The organism is Bombiscardovia coagulans (genome assembly GCF_002259585.1).
GTDB lineage: Bacteria > Actinomycetota > Actinomycetes > Actinomycetales > Bifidobacteriaceae > Bombiscardovia > Bombiscardovia coagulans.
Genome location: NZ_MWWS01000005.1, coordinates 91,477 through 109,637 on the forward strand (window position 1 = coordinate 91,477; position 18,161 = coordinate 109,637).

The following is an 18,161-nucleotide window of genomic DNA, read 5'->3' on the forward strand; positions in this document are numbered from 1 at the left end:
TGAGACGTTGCAATGCCTGCTCACCGTCGACCGAGGCTCACGCATAAATCGTCCATAGCGCTCCGCAGCAAGCATGCTGCGACAGTCCTGAATCTCTTAAATTCAGTCCCAACGCTTAGTTTCAGCGGTGACTAAGCATTTCGGCCAAACACCCTTTCGCTGGGTTTCATTGGTGCCGCAACACCTCTGCCCAGTTACTGATGAGTTCAGCGACCTCTTCTGTGACTTGTAATGTGAGTTACACTATACCTCTCTTAAAGGAATTCGTCCCACGAATTTGTAAAAGTCTGGTGCAACGATAGCTGCTCATAGCGCTGACAAACCCCTTGCTTCCTTGCTGTGTCACACAAACGGATATGGTACATATTTTCTGTGATAACTCATGCTGTTCAATGCCAGATATTGCTCAATTTTTCGACTCGTTCGTACTGGTATGTGTATTTTATGCTTCAGTTGAGTTGGATTTCCCCACTTCAATGGCTCTCAGACGAGTTCAGGGAATAGACCGAGCAGGCGTTAAAGTTGAGCTTACATTGCCGAGCTATAATAGGCAGTCCTATGAGCAAAGCACATCAAAAGAATCATCAGACCGCTGGTCAAGAGTCTTCCGCTGCTGTACAAAACAATCAGGGGTATAAGCTGGAGCGGGGGCTGAACAAGCGGCACGTTCAATTTATCGCTATTGGCGGTACGATTGGCACCGGTCTTTTTCTTGGTTCGGGTAAGTCTATTGCGCTCACAGGCCCATCTATTGTATTTGTTTATATAGCGGTCGGCATTGTTATGTTTTTGCTGATGCGTGCTATCGGTGAGCTCATGTATGCAGATCCGGATCAGCATACCTTCATTGCTTTCATCACCCGTTATCTAGGTCCAGGTTGGGGGTCTTTTGCGGGGTGGTCATATTGGATTGTGCTCATTCTGATTGGTATGTCTGAGCTTACAGCTGTAGGTACGTATTTTGTTACTTTTTTCAGCACATTCGGTATTGATTTGTCGGCTTGGCAATTCCTTATAGAACTTGCTTTCTTGCTTACTATGGTGGCTATTAATGTCATAGCTGTTCGGGTATTTGGTGAGGCTGAATTTTGGTTCTCTATGATCAAAATCACGTTGATTGTAGCTATGATTATTACCGCTGTGGTAATGGTAGCAGTGAATTTTCACTATCCAGCAGTCCGTATGGCAGGATCAGATTCGATTTCTCCAGCTGGGCATGCAGGAATTGATAACATCCTGAATGGTTTTTCTATAGCACCGAATGGTTGGCTCTCCTTCTTTATGAGTTTCCAAATGGTGTTCTTTGCCTATGAAATGATCGAGTTCGTGGGTGTAACGGTCTCTGAGACACAAAACCCTCGCAAGGTTTTACCAAAAGCCATTAACGAGATTATTGTCCGTGTTTTAGTCTTTTATGTGGGTGCACTGGTAGCTATCATGCTCATTGTGCCCTGGCGAACATTTAAACCTTTGCCTGATGGTAGTTTTGCTTCTCCGTTTGTGATGGTGTTTCGATATGCGGGCTTGGATTGGGCAGCAGCTCTGGTTTTCTTTGTGGTCATTACGGCCGCTGCTTCCGCTTTGAACTCGCTGCTTTATTCAGCTGGGCGTAATCTGTTTGAGCTAGCACACACTTCCCAGTCCTCATCACTACATTCTTTGAGCAGGATCTCTCGACGTGGTCATGTACCAGCGAGAGCTATTGTTTTCTCAGGTGTATTAATTATGCTCTCGCCTGTTGTACGCACTTTACCAGGATTGTCATCAGCGTTTGTCTTGTTTGCTTCTGCTTCTAGTGCTGTGATTATCTTCATATATATTCTGCTCATGGTGTCCCACCGACGGTATAGACAGTCCACTGATTTTATGGCAGACGGATTCGTGATGCCTGCTTATAAATGGACTGGGACGGTGGCAATACTCTTTTTCGTAGTTATTTATGTATCCCTATTTTTGGCAGCAGATACCCGAATTTCTGCCATTTGTGGGTTGGTTTGGTTATTTGGTTTTGGTGGAATTTGTTTGTGGAAGCATCGTCATTCTCTGTAATCTTCTCAATGGATTTCGGGACGAACTGTATAAAATTACAGATATGTAGTTACAAACCATTTACAAATTTTCAAAGATAAATCCTTGTTATATTTGCTGTTTTGGCTCAAGTATGCATATACTGTAACCTGTGCGGAGTTTGACTGATCGTTGGCAGCCACTCTTGGCTACCGACGAAATTGGGGGATTTCTTCTGACCGCGCGATAGAAAATGACAGAGAAAAGGAGCGCATTACATGCGTATTCAAAACGAGAAAGCTGGGAGCATTAGTCTTGGTAAAAGACTATTAGGCCTCTCAGTAGCGGCTCTCACCACCATGACAGCCTTCTTGGTTGCCGTACCTGGTGCTCAGGCTGCTAATAGTGCAGGTTTCGAGTATAAACCCGAAGACGGCTTTGTAAAAGGTGCAATCGACACAAGCAAAAAACCAACGTTAGAACTTACAAAGTACGTGACAAGTAGCCCTAACGATGGAGCGCCAACCGGTTCTATTAGTGATGCTCCGAGCGGTAAGGGTACTGCTGCAAATGTTAACTTCATTCTTACCGAAGTAAAGCCTAAGGGCGGAGCAGATCCTTCAACCATGAAGGCAAATGACCCTCAGACATATGAAGAAGTAGTTCCTAGTGCAAAATATTCTGGTACTACAGACGGACTCGGTAAAATTGTTACCGGTGGCACTGCACCAACTGGAGCTGTAGGTGTTTGGAGAAACGTCAGCAACACTTCCAACACTGTAGAAGCTGCAAAGACAGGATCAATTGCTGTATTCCCAGGTGGTCAGCATTGGTATCTCTTAACTGAGAACCCGGATACAAAGCCTGCAAATCATCAAATATCTGATAACACCATTTTCGGTTTGCCCTTCGGGACTAGAGGTAAAGTAGTTGGTGATACTGGAGATTATGATAACGGTTACGTGTATAATCTGCACATTTATCCAAAGAACCACTCGTCAGGTCAGCTCGAAAAGAATGCTACCGAAATTGATCGAGGCACTACAGGTGAGTTCAAAAAAATTAACGGTAATGAGGATAAGCACGTTCAGATCGGTGATTCTGTCAAATACGACATTACACAGAATATCTTAAATGGAGACGGCGCGCAAGGTGATGGTAAGCTCTACAGGGGCAAGATAAAAGCCACTGGACCACAGCTGAAAATTTCCGATCGCCTGACTTCAGCTCTTCAGTTCGGTGAAGCAACTGCTCGTATTTCATATGTTGAAAACGGTAATACAATTGTAAAGCCGGTGACTGGATTCAGAGTTGAAGGCCCAGATGGAAACAATCCTAAGAGGCTTGCTGATGAAAGCCAGACAATGTTCGTTGGTCCTGCTACATCTACAGACGGCACAAAGTATGTATCTGTGATTTTCGATGGTAACTCATGGATCTTACCACCAACGGTACCAACAGAAGGTGTTTCTAATCTTCAGATAATCGTAACGATCAAGGCAAAGGTAGTGTCAGCAAATGATAGCGTTGGTTCTACGCCAGGCAAGCTTGTGAACTCTGCTTCTGCAGATTTCCCAGACAACAAGGACAACAAGGACACCACAAATCCAGACAATCCTAATAAGCCTAAGCCACTTGACCCTCCAGCAAAGGATGAGTTAGGTGCTGCTAGTTTCCAGGTAGGTAAGGTCGATCATTCTACTAATAGACCACTCGCGGGCGCCGTGTTCCGACTTGGGAAACTAGACGATCCGGATCAATACCTCTTCAGTGATGGTAAGTTCCATAAAAATGGTGAGCCGAATCTTACAGCAACTCCAATAGAAGCAATATCTGATCAAAACGGCGTTGTGTCATTCGTAGCTCTGCCTATTTCAGATCCAAACAACGCTGCCAATATTGCTACAAATGTTCAGTATACCCTTAAGGAATATGCAGCTCCACAGGACCATGATCTGATTCCGGTTGGTTTCAAGATGGTAGACTTCAGCCAATATGCTGGTCAAAGTTGGGGAGCTGCTATGGCAGCGCACCCAGCTGGTATTACGCCAGATCTGACCAAATTGAATCTAGGCGTTTATGAAGCTACTGGTGCAAACATCAAAAACGCTGATGGTGTTGCTGTAACAAAGGTAATTGCTAACTGGAGGGGCGACGAAAAAGGTAAGCCAATCGGTCTGCCTTTGACTGGTGGCAAGGGTATCATCTTGCTCCTCATCGTCGGTTTGGCAATCATGGGTGGTGTTCTGGTTGTACGCAACCGTAAGAACTCATCTGTAAGCCGCTCAATCTGAGTAGTGCCAGATAAAGTTACTATGAGAATATAGTATGAATGTCCGTGTTGTTGCCCTTAGCAGGACAGCAACACGGACACAACAACTAGTAATGGGGGAGCGATTGAGCTGAATATCGCTCAGTCAATCAAGGGCTTGTAAACCTGCTAAGAGAGATAGTAGGTAGCCACAATGGTTCTTCGGCAACAATACAGCTTAACGATTACTGTATAGAGAGCCAGAATCCGATGTTGAGAGAGTATGGGGAGTAAGTAAGATGAGGCTCAGTATAAGAGGAGTAGCACAGAGGATGCTCTGTATCTTGGCGTGCGCCCTATCGTTCATGGTCATGTTGGGATCACACCCGCTGCAAGCCTTCGCAGATGATAAGCAGTCTCAAACGAACCCCACACTGACAATTCATGTTTTAGATAATGGTGCTTCTACAGGAGCAACGGGTATCGAAGGAGTAGCAGAGATGCTGCCCAAAGATGCAAAACCCGTAGGAGCCGGATATGTGTATAGCCTAACAAAGCTGAATTTTGACGCTGTACAGACTTTGGTCCCTAGTGGCGAACCAGTCCCTAATAAGGAAGCAACTGATAAAGTTGTTGCAAAGCTTTCTGATTATATAGATAAAACGAACGGTATTGAGACAATCCACTTAGGCTCTACAGATTCCCAAGGATCAGTAACAGTAGGCAGTCAAGCGAAAAATGGAATTTGGCTAAAAGATGCTAGTTATGATGGAAAAGCCGGAACTATAACGGGTGGATCTCCCGCGACATTTTCTATAGAAGAGAATGATGGTGTTCAAAGAAAAGCATACTGGTTATTGCAATTAGTAGCTGGACCTAAAGAAGTTTCAGCAACTGCTGATCCTTCTATTATCACTATGCCAGGGCAGAAAACTGATGGATCTCCTGAGTACAATGTAGTTTCTTATCCCAAGGTCCAAACTAAGCCTGTTCCCGGAGAGCCAATTCAACCAACTCCTCCGAACAAGGCACCTATAGTACCTGTTCCTCCGAAGAAGAATCCGGGATCGGTTCCAACCAAGGCACCTATAAGACCAGATCCTTCCAAAGATTGTCCAAATTGTGTAAGTACAGGTACTGGTACAAGCACAGCTTATCGTCCTTCAGGACATCTGGTTGCTACAGGATCCGCAGTGACAAGCTTACTAACAGCGACTTCAGTTTTGCTAATCGTTGCACTAGCTATCATGTATTCAGCTAAACGTTACACCAAATAAGAGTTGAAGAGACATAGAGGGCTCCGCATCAGAGATGCGGAGCCTTTTACTTATTAATTTCCTAGCTTTACCTAGTTTTGTGAGAACTAAGAGTTTTTGTGCAAGGGTGTAACATGAAAAAACTAAGGGTAATTCAAATCAAAGAGGACCCTGTACGTCACTAGTACAGGGTCCTCTTAAACGTATCTTACGGGATTTTTTTACCTTTCCCACCACGGCCTCAGTGGGTAATCACAAGTACCTGTTGATGGGTCAGGCTTAATGCATTGGAACTGATGCACCTGGATAGTATTCAGTTCAAAGTTTAAACGAGATCCAGCCATATACAGACCCCAAAGCCTTGCTTTAGGCTCGCCTACCATCTGCTTAGCCTCATCCCAGTTATCTTGCAAATTCTCAGTCCAATGCTTAAGGGTAAGGGCGTAATGCTGGCGTAGGTTCTCCTGAGTGATGACTTCAAAACCGTTGTCTTGGATAGTCATTTCTATTTCAGCTGGACTAGCGAGTTCTCCATCTGGGAAGATATATCTGTCTATGAAACCACCTGCCCGCTTATTGTCGTTGGAGTTGGTACGGGTAATTTGATGATTTAGCAGAATACCACCAGGGCGAAGCTTGTCCATCATCTCTTTAAAGTAGGCTGGATATTGCTTGAATCCTACATGTTCCATCATGCCTATAGAACAGATGCCATCGAAGCTGGATTCTGGTACATCCCTGTAGTCCATGAGGCGAACCTCGGCAAGGTCCTCATAACCTTCTTTTTTAATCCACTCTTGAGCCCATTCAACCTGCTCTTCTGCAAGAGTGACACCGATAACGTGAATGCCGCGCTTGGCCGCAGCAATTTCCATAGAACCCCAGCCACATCCAATGTCTAGTAGACGATCTCCTTTTTTGAGATTCATCTTGTCAAGAACCATATTCAGCTTGTGCCATTGAGCATCTTCAAGGGATTCATCGGGGTTATTAAAAACAGCGCAAGTATAGGTCATTGATGAACCTAAGAACAGGCGATAAAAATCGTTTGACTGATCATAATGGTAACTTACAGTTGCCGCATCACCTTTACGGGTATGGGGACGTATACCCTCCTTGAGGCGCTGCAACAAGGAAGGTCCTTCGATTTCCGGAGGATCAGGGATGTGCAGACCGTGAGAAAAGATTGCTGTAGCGATTCTTGCAACATCGGGTGCACTCGGCTTTTTCATGTAATCTTTGAGTTGTACAAGTTTTTTAAAAACATCGTACGGGTTACCAGGTAACAGTTCTGGAGAATCCAAATCACCCTGAAGATAAGCCCTTGCTAAACCTAAGTCATTAGGATTTTCAGCTATGTAATACATTGCTCTCGAACTCTTAACAGACAGATGGAGTGGAGCTTCATCTGGACCGAATGTTGAGCCGTCGAAAGCCTTAACCTGTACAGGTGCACCGGAAGATAAAAAGACCTCCATCATCTGTGCCACTGTCATACTTTTTGCGCTCATACAGCCTCTTTCTATTGGTCCGTCTCCATTGCCCAGAGAGTTTAGGAGAAAGAAATGAATAGTCTTTCTAACTACTAGATTACTCCTCATTCGCTTACTGCGATGTATACCTTTAAATAGTTCCAGCATTATAAACATCACAAAAGGGGTTATTGTTGGTTGAGTTCAACTACGTCAGGCTTTTCTGTATGTTTGGGTGCTTGCCGTGTACCATTTTCCTCTGCATCATGAATGATTACATTGACGTCCCAATCAGGATTTTCGTCTTGTGTAGCAATCAAATCGCGTGCTTCTTGTTGGCTGGAAACTGTGGGCAGGGTACCGGGCATTGGTTTTCGAGCAGATTCCTTGAGGAACAATACTGCCACTAGACCGCAGGCAGATGTGAGCATGATCCAGTAAGCAGGAGCAATATCTGAGCCAGTTACTGAGACGAGAGCTTCCATAATGAGTGGTGCTGTGCCACCAAAAATTGCGACTGCCAGATTGTAGGATAAACCCATGCCGCCATATCGCGAAGCAGTAGGGAACAAAGCAGGTAAAGACGATGCTAAATTCGCTACGAAGAAAATGACAGGGATAGCTAAAATCAAAAGACCGGAAAATGTGGAAACAGATGTATCATTTTCCAACAATTTGAAAGCAGGTATCGCAAAAACTAAGCCAGCTAAAGCTCCCATACATAGAATTTTTTTGCGACCAATTTTATCTGAAAGTGCACCAGTAAAGGGGATGCAGATTGCCACGATAATCAAAATTGGTAACGTCAGGAGGTTAGCTTGGGCCATGCTGTGGTGAAGGGTAGTGGTTAGGTAGGTAGGCATGTAAGTGGTGAGTGTGTAGCCCAAGGTATTCGCTGCTGCGACTAGGATAAAGGCCAGCAACAGTTCCTTTCCGTAACCGTGAATAAGTGAGGACAATCCTTTTGGCTCGGTGGTCGCCTGTGGTAAAGCATTGCTCTGCGCCTGTTGGAAAGCTGGGGTGTCCTCAACTTTAGTGCGGAAGTAAACGGCAATACCAGCTAAAGGCAAAGCTAAAATGAAAGGCAGTCGCCAACCCCAAGCAGTCATGGCTTCCGGACTGATGTTGAGCTCGATAAGAGAAACTAGACCAGCTCCAAAAGCGAAGCCTAAGTATGAACCGACATCAAGCAAAGAAGCAAAGAACCCACGATGACGGTCTGGTGCATACTCAGTAACCATTGTCGATGCACCAGCGTACTCACCACCAGTAGAGAAACCTTGAGCAAGCTTAAGAACGATAAGAGCTACAGGTGCCCAAAATCCTATAGTTGCGTATCCTGGTAGCAGTCCAATCAGCAATGTGGCAGCAGACATGGAAAGCAACGTGAATGCTAAAATCTTTTGCCTTCCTACCTTGTCACCAAGCTGCCCGAGGACTATGCCACCAAGAGGACGCGCAATAAAGGTTACAGCAAAAACACCGAGTGAAAAAAGCCTTTGCATGGTAGCTGATGCATCGGAAAGAAAAACGGTTCCGATAGTAACTGCTAGGTACCCATAAACGCCGACATCGTACCATTCCATAAAATTTCCGACTACAGTACCAGCTATTGCTCGTTGTAGCGTAGATTTTTCTACGACAGTGACATCGCTTAAATGCAAGCGTTTGTACCAACTATTGAGGCTGCTTTGATTATGCCTCTTTACTTGACCTGACGGTTGATTGGATTGTTTACTGTTTGTAGTGTTAGTCTGCTTGATATGAGTTGCTCTTTTGTTGTCAGACTCCCTATCAAGTAACGAACTGTTTGATTCTTTCTTGAGGCTTTCATTACCTTGGCTACTTGAATGTGATTTCTTATTCTTCACTATGACATACCCTTTCCTGGCACTGTAGCCGCGACTGCTGTTCGGCTCTTCGCTTTCGTAAGGGTTTTCAGGCTGTCTCTACTTGAGTGTCATAGTTTGTATGGTATCACCTGACTATTATCAGGTAGCTTCTTCCGTGGAACAGCTCATCCTACGATTTTGGTCGCCTCTATTTTTGAGACATACCACTGGTTGAATTTAACCAATGGCTTTCGTAAGGCCAGACCTAGCAAGAGCATCGGAGGCACGAAAAGCATAAGCTTGCCCATTTCTATCCAAAAATCGTTCATGTAAATGCCGGCAATAGCTGCACGCATCGCCTGAACTGAATGTGAGAGCGGTAGATAAGGGTGGATGTCAGAAACAAAGCTTGGTAGGACTTGCAGGGGGTAGGCTCCTCCTGAACCTGAAATCTGCATTACGAGCACAATTACTCCAATAGCTTTACCGACGTTACCGAATGAAGCAACGAGGGTATATATGACAAAGGAATACACAAGAGCACTTATCCAGGCTGAAACCATGAACAGCCAAGGGTGCACAGGTTGTACGCCCAAAAAGAGGAGGGTTCCTATACAACTAAACGTGGCTTGAAGCAGTGAAAGGAGCGCAAAAATGCCGTAATGACCCAAGAAGATCTGGTAAGGTTTAGGCTGGCCAAGACCGGCACGAGTCTTCCTCGATACGGTAATTTTTAAAGTCACTGCTAGGAGCAAAGACCCCACCCAAAGAGGAATAAACGTATAGAAGGGTGTCAAAGCTGTACCAAAGTTTTCAACAGGGAAAAGTGCCGTGCGTTTTACTTTAACAGGTGCCGCCAAAGTGGCAGCAAGACTTTCAGGGTCATGAGAGAGGACCTGACGAACTTTGTCCATATCACTACTGTTGAGTGCTTGGTTGAGGTTCTTGCTAAATGCACTGAGCTTTCTGCTTGTCGTAACGAGTAAGTTAGCATTGGAAGAGAGTACTTGATGGACAGTTTCCGCGTTTGTCTGGGCATTGTTCGTGGTAGCAGAAAGGTCTTTGATCGTGCCCGAGAGCTGATCTGCTCCCTGGCTCAAAATCGTTGATGACTGTTGCATTGTGCCGGATATGGTATTGAGGTTGGGCTTAAGTTTGTTGTCGTAGTCACTTTTAACATTATCAATGCTAGATTTGGCGTCCCGAGCTAGGCCCTTTATTTGTTGAACTTGTGCATTACGGCTCTTTGCGTTACTGGCTAGATTCTGAGCTGTGGCGTTGAGTGAGGCACTCAGAGACCGGAGCTGAGCTAGCACATTATCCATACCTTGAACGACGAGATCCTTAGCATCCTGTCCGTTAATAATAACTTGTCCACTGACACTGGCAGAACCGTGTTTACCAGTAACTGTGGCTGAAGATGGTAACTGTGCAATGGCATCACGCAGTCGTTGGTATTGATCTGCTTGCTGGTCTATTACAGTCGCCTGATGACGTATGCTGGTCTCAACATCATCTAAGTTGCGATTTGCAGCATTAAGGGTGGAATCGATGCTTCCTCCCACGGCCTCGTATGAAGCACTTGACTGGCCTAAGGCCTGAGTGAGAGTTCCAGCAGTAGTATCCAGCGCTGTGGTTATATCGCTGACGCCATTCTGGGCTTGTTTGAGGCTGTCTCCGGCCGTTTGAGTGCTAGAGGAAAGATCTTGTACTAGCTGATTGGAAGAAGCCAGCAAGGCCTGGGCGCCGTCACTAATATTGCTAAAACTACCTAAAAGTTCGGCTGTTTGATTGAGATCATTAGCAAAGTTGTCAACATTGCCTGAAAAGTTGGCGAGTTGATTTTTGGCAGTTGGTTTGTTGAGTTGGTCTACAAGTTGCGAAGCTATCGATAAGGCAGTGCTTGTAATAGTCTTTGCGAACATCTCGTTAATCTGTGCTGACACTTGGTCAGCTCCCTGCCCTGTTAATTTGGGAGCCAAGGCATTAGTTTTTTCATTGGAGTAGTATGTCAGTTTGGCGTGTTGCGCATTAGCTGAGAAGAAGGTTACCATCTTCTGACTGAAGTCTTCTGGAATAACAACAGCGGCGTAATACTTGCCCGACTTGGTGCCATCAATCGCGTCACTTTCACTGGTAAACGTCCAGTCCAGTTGGCTATTAGCTCTAAGTTCGTTAACGACTTGGTCACCTACAGAGATCTTAACTGGAATTAGATCTGACTTATATCCTTTGTCGACATTTGCTATAGCGAACTTGATGTTCTTAGTGTTAGAGAAAGGGTCCCAACTTGCAGCAACATTGAACCACGTAAACAGGCCTGGTATGACAACCAGTCCAATCACAATGATAATTGAAACGATATTAGAGGTCAGTCGAATAATGTCGCCAGTGAACAGTTTCCACATGGTTTTCATGCCTGTTCACCTCCTTGCGCATTGGTGGTTGTCGTTTCTGGTGGCAAAGGAATGTCTGCCGTATCTTCTAAGTCAGGAGCTGTTGCAGTGGTATTCTCCCGAGCTTGGATCTTCCTCTGACGCCGTGGGCTGTCATAGGATGGCAACATGTCATGAATAGTCTGATCGTCCAAGTTTCCCAAGCGAATTTGCCGTATTATCCGGTCGCGCGTCATTTCTATCGTCATTAAGAAGGCGATAATAATGAGAACCCAAATAACCCATGCAGCCAGAGCATTTACCATTGTGGCTGAAGTGTATGAGAAAGTAATCGCCAAAATTGCAGGCACGAGAATACCTGCGATAAGGGCACCCCGCTTGAGTTTAGGGTAGAGGTTGGCGAAACGAGTTGCTCGATTGACAATAGTCTGACGGTATTCATCCTTATTCGCCAAGGCAGCGATTGCTTGTGATAGTGGGAACTCATTGCCAAGGCGCTCAACGGGTTCACTGACAATCATGTCTCCTTCCGCAATTTCCTTAGCGAAGAGGCGGTTCAAATTGTTGAGTCGGGGTCTACCGAGAAGCCCCAAGGCAAAGAAGACTAGCGCAAACATAAGCAGCTTAATCATGTCAATGCCCCAGTCGTTGCCATAAAACCCGCCGATTGTCTCTCTGAGCGCATTAATGGAATAGGTAAAGGGGAAGAAGGGATACAGTCGTCTGAAGAAAGAAGGCATCATTTCAATCGGATACAAGCCTGATGTTCCTGGGATTTGCAAAATGACTATTACAATACACAGGGCTTTTCCTACATGCAGAAATGTAGTAGAGAGCGCGTATGTAATTGATAAGTACACCAAGGAAGCAACCATGCCAGTCAGGATAAAGAGAGGAGTAGAAGCAGTTTGAACGCCAATCAATACTGCGCCAACGGTCGTAACCAGACCTTGCATAGCCGCTACTGGTGCTAGTAAGAGCCAGCGGCCCCAGTAGCGTTCGCCTGGTGTGGGATTATCTAGCCCCTCATCGTCTACTTCAAGTTTGATGATCACCATAAGGGTGAAAGCACCCACCCAGAGGGAAAGGTTGACAAACAATGGTGCCATGCCAGATCCATAAGAGGCAACTGGGTAGACTACCTTAGTGTCGAGTACGGTGGGTGAAAGCATGAAATCAGCTACCTTGGTCACATCAAGCTTGCCGCCTTCACCGAAATACGTGGCTAGAGCGTTTGAAGAGCCAAGTGCGTTCAAGTCTGTTGAGATCGTAGAAAGTTTTGCATCCAATCCGGACAGGTAGTTTTCAATGGATCCCAAAGTCTTGCGAGTAGAGTTTGATGTTTGGTCGATCTGGTTGAGAAGAGTGTATGCCTCTCGGATGAGTGTTCCCTGGCTGCTTATATCTGAACTGAGATTTCCTGAAGAAGTGGAAAGAGTACTCAAGCCCTGGTTAAGCTGTGGTAAAGCACCGGATATAAGACTTTTCCGAGTTGCTCCGCCGGTTGCCAAAGTTCCCTGAGTTACTCCATTGAGTTGATCTGCAAGAGAAGCAGTCTTGGTAACTGTCTCGCCTGTACTTTTGTTGAGTTTTTGTAAGTTTGTCAGTGACTGCCCTAAGTCAGCATTCTGCTTTTCCAATTGGCTAATTGCATCTTGCGAACCAGGGAGGTTTAGTGCTTTGAGATCTTTGAGCAACTGCGCATTTTTAGCGTTAGCATCTTGAGCTCTGTTAGCAGCTGATCCGATTTCGCTATTCGCGACGGTCAGACCGCCTGCTATCTGGGAAATAGACAGATTTGCCTGTCCGCTGGCCTGCGAGAGCATGGTTGAGGCCTGGTCCATATTGGTGGATGAGGAAGAGATGAATTCGTTGAGGCTACCTTGAGTTTGCCCTAAAAGGTTTGATGTGCTGCTGAGCCCTTGAGAAGCGTTGTTTTGCAGATTTTGTACCTGCCCCAAGGCCTGACGGGCCTGTCCAGTCTTGCCTGGGATTTGTCCTAATTGACTGTCTACATCCTTGATGGTAGAGCGAGCCTTTTCCAGGTTGCCTCTTACTGTCGTTATGTCAGCAATGGTCTCTTGGCTGGCATTAGTGCTCGTTTGGTTAATCTTGTCGCCGGTAGTATTAATAGCTGTCGATATGACTTTGCTGGCAGTTGAGACAAAAGCATTGTTGACTTGTCTGTCAACTGTGGAGGCCCCGGTATCAGTTACTTTCGTTGCTAAGGCATTAGCTTTTTCATTGACGTAGTACTCGAGCATGGGTCGGGCGCTATTGTCTGATACGACAGCAGTAAGTTGCTTGCTGAAGTCCTCGGGTATAACGATAGCAGCATAGCTTTTGCTAGATTTAACTTGGGCCATTGCCTCATCGACATCCATGAACTGCCAACCCAGCTGGTGGTTTTCTTTGAGTTGGGAGACAATTTCATTCCCCAAGTTGACCTTGCCTGTGAGTTCGTTGTCCGTACCTTTATCTTGGTTGACGACAGCTATGTTGATGTTGAGTGTGTTGCTGTATGGGTCCCAAAAGCCTAATACGTTGAACCAAGCATACAAGGGAGGGATAAAAATAAGTCCGAATAAAATAACCCACGCCGACGGTACACGCAACAGACGGAGTCCATCGCGTTTGACGATGGCAAGCACGTTCCTCATGGTTCCTCTTGGTCTTCCTGAGTCTTCGGTCAATTTTTAGAGGTGGTAGTGCAGAACGAGTCGATGTACAAGCGCAGGTTCTGACTGTAGCCTGAGCATACTAGAGTCTTCATTTTAGCTTCTAAGTGATACAAATGGCTGAGGGTTAAAATCATATAACGCTTGGCTCTCGATACATTTGAACACTATCTAGTTATTGCTAAGAGCATAGTAATAACCTGTTTTTTAGCGCGGTTTTACACACAAGTGAGGGGTATGTCTACTTCTTGAAAGTTGAAGTAGACATACCCCTCACTGAATGCTGGGCGAGTTGGCTCTTTTACTTATTCGTTATCGCTCTTATGCTTGGAGATGTTTTTGTGGACTATACCTACAATTGCCAAAGCCAGGACAGATGCAGCTCCCATCACGAGGAACATGTTTGAAACTTGGGCTTCGGAGCCAGGCTGAATGCCGAAGAATCCTTTGGAACTAAAGCTTCCATTGGACATCAAGAGGCTGTAGACAGCCATACCAATCGAAGCTGAGGTATTCATCATCAAATCACCAATGCCCACGCCACGGCCGTTCTCTTCTTGTGGAAGTGTGGCAGAGAAAGAGTCATACAAAGGGGTGTACGACATGGTAATACCAGCGATGAAAATGCAGGCCATAACGGTCAATAGCCAGAAGCCATTGTTGATGAGGACAGCAGAACCGAATGCGCCTATAGCCATAAGAACAGCTGACAAAACCAGCATGGGGATACGACCTATAGCGTTATGGATGACTCCGGAGACGCAACCAACCAGTGTAGCTACGATGTAAACGACAGTCAGGCATAGGGAAACTTGGCTCAAGGAAATGTGGTAGATCTGTTCGCCGATTACATTGTAAATTGGCACGCAGGCGAAGTTGAAGAAGTAGAAGACAAACAAAGCCAAAAGTACTGACATGTAGCCTTTGTTTGTGAGGAAGCTCTTGCTGAGGAATGGGTTCTTACCCTTCCAAACATAGAGAGCAAAAATGACGATAAAGAGGGCGAGTACTCCTAGAAGCCAGGTGGCAGGGAAGGAGAAGTAGACAGCAACGAGACCGGCAATTACTGCGAAAACAGTGATGCCGAAGATGTCGATATGGTCGCCCTTGCCTGAGATGTCAGGAGTATCTTTGATGATCAGAGGGATAAAGAAGACTGACAGAACTGGCACTAACAGCAAGTACTTCCAGTCGATCGAAGCGATGATACCGCCTGCGAAAACACCCACTGCTGAAGAAGCATAATACACAGCATTGAACATGCCTAAGTAGAATGCGCGCTCCTTGTCAGTTAAGTACTTCATGCACATAACCAAGAAGACAGATCCTGCAACCTGGCCGCCAGCAGTCTGGAAAATTCGAGCTACGATGACGATCCAGAAGTTGGAAGAACCGAAGAAGCCTAAGAGGCTGCCGAAAATCAGGGCGAAAACGCCTAGAAGTGTCATCTTCTTAGGAGATATGAAGTCGCACAAGGTGCCGTAGAGCATGCAAACCACACCCAGGACTATGCCTGGCAAGGTTGAGACTAGAGCGGCATTGGCTGACATTCCTAGTGAGTCGCCTACATTCTGGAAGACCAGGTTGAAGGCTTGGATCATGAGTGTGCCTAGCAAGAAGATGGTAAGGAGGGCAGGCAGTGACTTTTTGGTTTTACGACGGTTGATTTCTGCTTCGTCTTGCGTGGGCAGCTGAACGTTAGTTGCTGCCGTTTCTTGTGCTGTCATGAGTAATCCTTGTTTAAATTGGTAGTGGGCTTACTTAGTTGTTTGAGCTAAAGTGAGTAGACGCTCCATAAAACGCTTTGTGAAACGTTCGGCGTCAACAGTTATAGCGACCTTAGTGTTCTTGGGATTTTCCAAGATGCGCGTCGGGTCTCCGATGGTACGTCCACGCTGTGGGCCCTCGGTCTCAACCATGAGGTTGATTGGTAGAGTAGTCACTAGCGTTGGGTCCAATGCCACGGCGGCAGCTAGAGGATCGTGCAAGTTGCATCCACCCTGGAAATTATCGGCATCTTCCTGTTCAGAGATGTTGATGTAGTAGTCAGTCATATCTGCCAAGAAGTGTCCGACGGGAGTGCCGATGTTGCGCAGGGCCTGAGTATCTTCCTTGGTCATGAGTACCTGAGTAGTGACGTCTAGGCCAATCATGGTGATGTCGGCTTGAGTAGCAAAGAGTGCGTTTGCAGCTTCGGGATCCTGGGAAATGTTGGCCTCAGTGAAGGGGTTCATGTTGCCAGGTTGGGTGAGGCTTCCACCCATGAGCACGATGCGAATTTTATCGACAATGTCGGGTGCCTTTTCCAAGGCTGCTGCGATTGAGGTTAAAGCACCTGTAGGGACGATAACAAGCTCGCCTTTTGGATATTTGCGCACGGAGTCGATGATGAAATCAACCGAGCTCTGGCTCTCTGCTTGCCGGTCGCTCTGGGCAGGAATTTCAGCATTGCCTGTCCCGTTCTCTCCATGGTAAATGGCTGAGTCTGGTGGTACTTCAAATGATTCGGCCGTCGAGGGGTGGTCGATTCCTTTGAAAACAGGGATGTCTTCCCTGCCATACATCTTGAGGAGTCGTATATCGTTAGCTACGCCATGATCGACGATGACGTTGCCGTAGGTGCCGGTCACGCCAATAAGCTCGGCATTTGGGGAGGCCAAAATATACGAGAGTGCCAGAGTATCGTCTATGCCTGTGTCTAGATCGAGAATAATCTTGGTTGTGCTGCTTGACAGCATCATTGCTCCAATCTTCGCTGGTTAACGCAAACTGTTGACGTCTTGAATACCGACGTTGCCAGCTTCACTTTTTCGGCATTGACAAAACGTTAATGGTAAAACGTTTCATCATGTTTGTAAACGGGTACATATTAACTGGTCGTATATTGACTTGTCAATTTGCTGGTACTGCAGCAGCTTGAAGCGGTCGAAGGTGAATGGTGGAAGGGTAAATGAAAGGTGTTGTATCGTTTTAGCATACTGCCGATTAGGATAGCTGCATGGAGTTGCTTTATCTATATGTAACTACGCTTTGACGTATTGTCGCGCACTGTATAAGTCTTTGTTCGCTTGAAGGTGAATAAAATCCTTCAAATACGGGCAAACTCTTACAACCCCGGTAGCACAGCTAGGGATACGCCTTCAACGAACTTCCATGCTTTTTACGATAGGGGTGGGTTTTAATAGCGAGTTCTCACGCTCAACTCCCCTCAAAGCATCTACCAATAGCGTCTCAGAGCTCTGTGCGAAGGGTAGTTACTGGGTTTTCGTAAGAGGTCAAATTATATTTGGCTTAGGGGCGTTGTTTCAGTTGGAGTTCAAGCTTATCTTTGTGGTGGTAGGTAACTCGACCGACAGCGTTGAATATTCCGGCTGCTGTAAGTGCAACTAGTGCACATAAGAAAATGAGAATGCTGCTGAGGTTGAACTGCTCTTCTAGGTCAAACAAGGAAACAAGCATCTTCAGCCAGCCTGCAAGGGATACATAGAACCAGGCTGTGGCTTTGTTGATAAAGGTTATGACTTGCTCTCTAGTGTGATGCCCCTTAGAGAGCTCTGCAAGAATGGCAAGTGCGCGTTTCTTTTCCTTGTGAACCTTCACAATAGGGAAGAACCACCACCAAGGAGAAACTGATTCTCTCCTTTTACTGATGCGGCTGTACCTCCTCATAATGACATCGTATTCTCCAAGTTCCATAAGTCCCTGGTAGAAGGGAAATGAATACAGTAACCAATCTGCTATTAGAGAAAGTACCTTGATGACAGTCGCCATGCTACATCACCTGTTCACCTGTTGTTTGTAATCAACGTTCCCTACATCCTACTACCGTTAAGTACTTGACTAGCTGGTGTTTTGAGGGTGTGATGATCTATAGGGCTAATAGGGGGGTGCTGCTGTAGCTATGCCTTGGGCTGCTAATGCATAGACTACTGAAGTGAGAAAGTCAATGCATAATGAAGTAGAAAGGTATATTGAACTTTTCAATCGCTGGCCGTTTCTTGTTCGCAATCTGTTTATTCTGAATTATTTGAATGTTCTGAGTAAAACTGAGTATATGGATACGTTGATGGCGCGATAGGTAACTATACTTGAGTGTTCTACGTGCTCACCCTTAATAAGAAGTAGAGTACAGCTATCGCAGATAACTGCTGACCATAAGTCAGGAGTATCTGCTTGGTAATGCTGCAACAGTTTGAGCCACTTTTAATATAGCTCCAACGTTAGCTGTGACTTACATTATTGCAAGTTACATGTTAACTATATTGTTTG

10 protein-coding genes and 1 riboswitch are annotated in these 18,161 nt (G+C 45.8%); of the genes, 3 read left to right on the forward strand and 7 right to left on the reverse strand.

What is annotated here, in order from left to right; translation table 11 throughout:
- Nucleotides 1-47: 47 nt before the first annotated feature.
- A riboswitch (Lysine riboswitch) is annotated at nt 48-227 on the reverse strand.
- Nucleotides 228-558: 331 nt separating this feature from the next.
- The 3 genes from BOCO_RS05195 to BOCO_RS05205 all read left to right on the forward strand — a co-directional run bounded on the left by BOCO_RS05195 (nt 559) and on the right by BOCO_RS05205 (nt 5,535).
- Complete coding sequence (locus BOCO_RS05195; protein ID WP_094723041.1) at nt 559-2,049, forward strand: amino acid permease; 1,491 nt, start codon at nt 559-561, stop codon at nt 2,047-2,049.
- A 236-nt stretch (nt 2,050-2,285) separates the two neighbouring features.
- A complete protein-coding gene (locus tag BOCO_RS05200; protein WP_094723042.1) occupies nt 2,286-4,301 on the forward strand; it encodes a SpaA isopeptide-forming pilin-related protein in 2,016 nt (671 codons plus the stop codon).
- Nucleotides 4,302-4,557: 256 nt separating this feature from the next.
- On the forward strand, nt 4,558-5,535 hold the full coding sequence (locus tag BOCO_RS05205; protein WP_148140064.1) for a hypothetical protein: 978 nt from the start codon (nt 4,558-4,560) through the stop codon (nt 5,533-5,535).
- A gap of 200 nt (nt 5,536-5,735) precedes the next feature.
- On the opposite strand, the gene BOCO_RS05210 is transcribed toward BOCO_RS05205, so the two are convergent.
- From BOCO_RS05210 to BOCO_RS05240, 7 genes are all read right to left on the reverse strand, one after another.
- Entirely contained in the window at nt 5,736-7,025 is a 1,290-nt protein-coding gene (locus BOCO_RS05210; protein WP_094723044.1) for a class I SAM-dependent methyltransferase, read from the reverse strand.
- A 149-nt stretch (nt 7,026-7,174) separates the two neighbouring features.
- Complete coding sequence (locus tag BOCO_RS05215; protein ID WP_244568756.1) at nt 7,175-8,857, reverse strand: MFS transporter; 1,683 nt, start codon at nt 8,855-8,857, stop codon at nt 7,175-7,177.
- Between the two features lie 146 nt (nt 8,858-9,003).
- Nucleotides 9,004-11,235, reverse strand: a complete 2,232-nt coding sequence (locus tag BOCO_RS05220; protein ID WP_094723045.1) for a YhgE/Pip domain-containing protein — start codon at nt 11,233-11,235, stop codon at nt 9,004-9,006.
- The gene (locus BOCO_RS05225) at nt 11,232-13,874 is read right to left on the reverse strand and encodes a YhgE/Pip domain-containing protein (RefSeq protein WP_094723046.1); all 2,643 of its coding nucleotides are present in this window, start codon (nt 13,872-13,874) and stop codon (nt 11,232-11,234) included. The genes BOCO_RS05220 and BOCO_RS05225 overlap by 4 nt, the downstream gene beginning before the upstream one ends.
- A gap of 323 nt (nt 13,875-14,197) precedes the next feature.
- Complete coding sequence (locus tag BOCO_RS05230) at nt 14,198-15,619, reverse strand: MFS transporter (protein WP_094723047.1); 1,422 nt, start codon at nt 15,617-15,619, stop codon at nt 14,198-14,200.
- A 30-nt stretch (nt 15,620-15,649) separates the two neighbouring features.
- A complete protein-coding gene (locus BOCO_RS05235) occupies nt 15,650-16,633 on the reverse strand; it encodes a nucleoside hydrolase (RefSeq protein WP_094723048.1) in 984 nt (327 codons plus the stop codon).
- A 550-nt stretch (nt 16,634-17,183) separates the two neighbouring features.
- The gene (locus tag BOCO_RS05240; protein WP_094723049.1) at nt 17,184-17,663 is read right to left on the reverse strand and encodes a hypothetical protein; all 480 of its coding nucleotides are present in this window, start codon (nt 17,661-17,663) and stop codon (nt 17,184-17,186) included.
- Nucleotides 17,664-18,161: the final 498 nt, after the last annotated feature.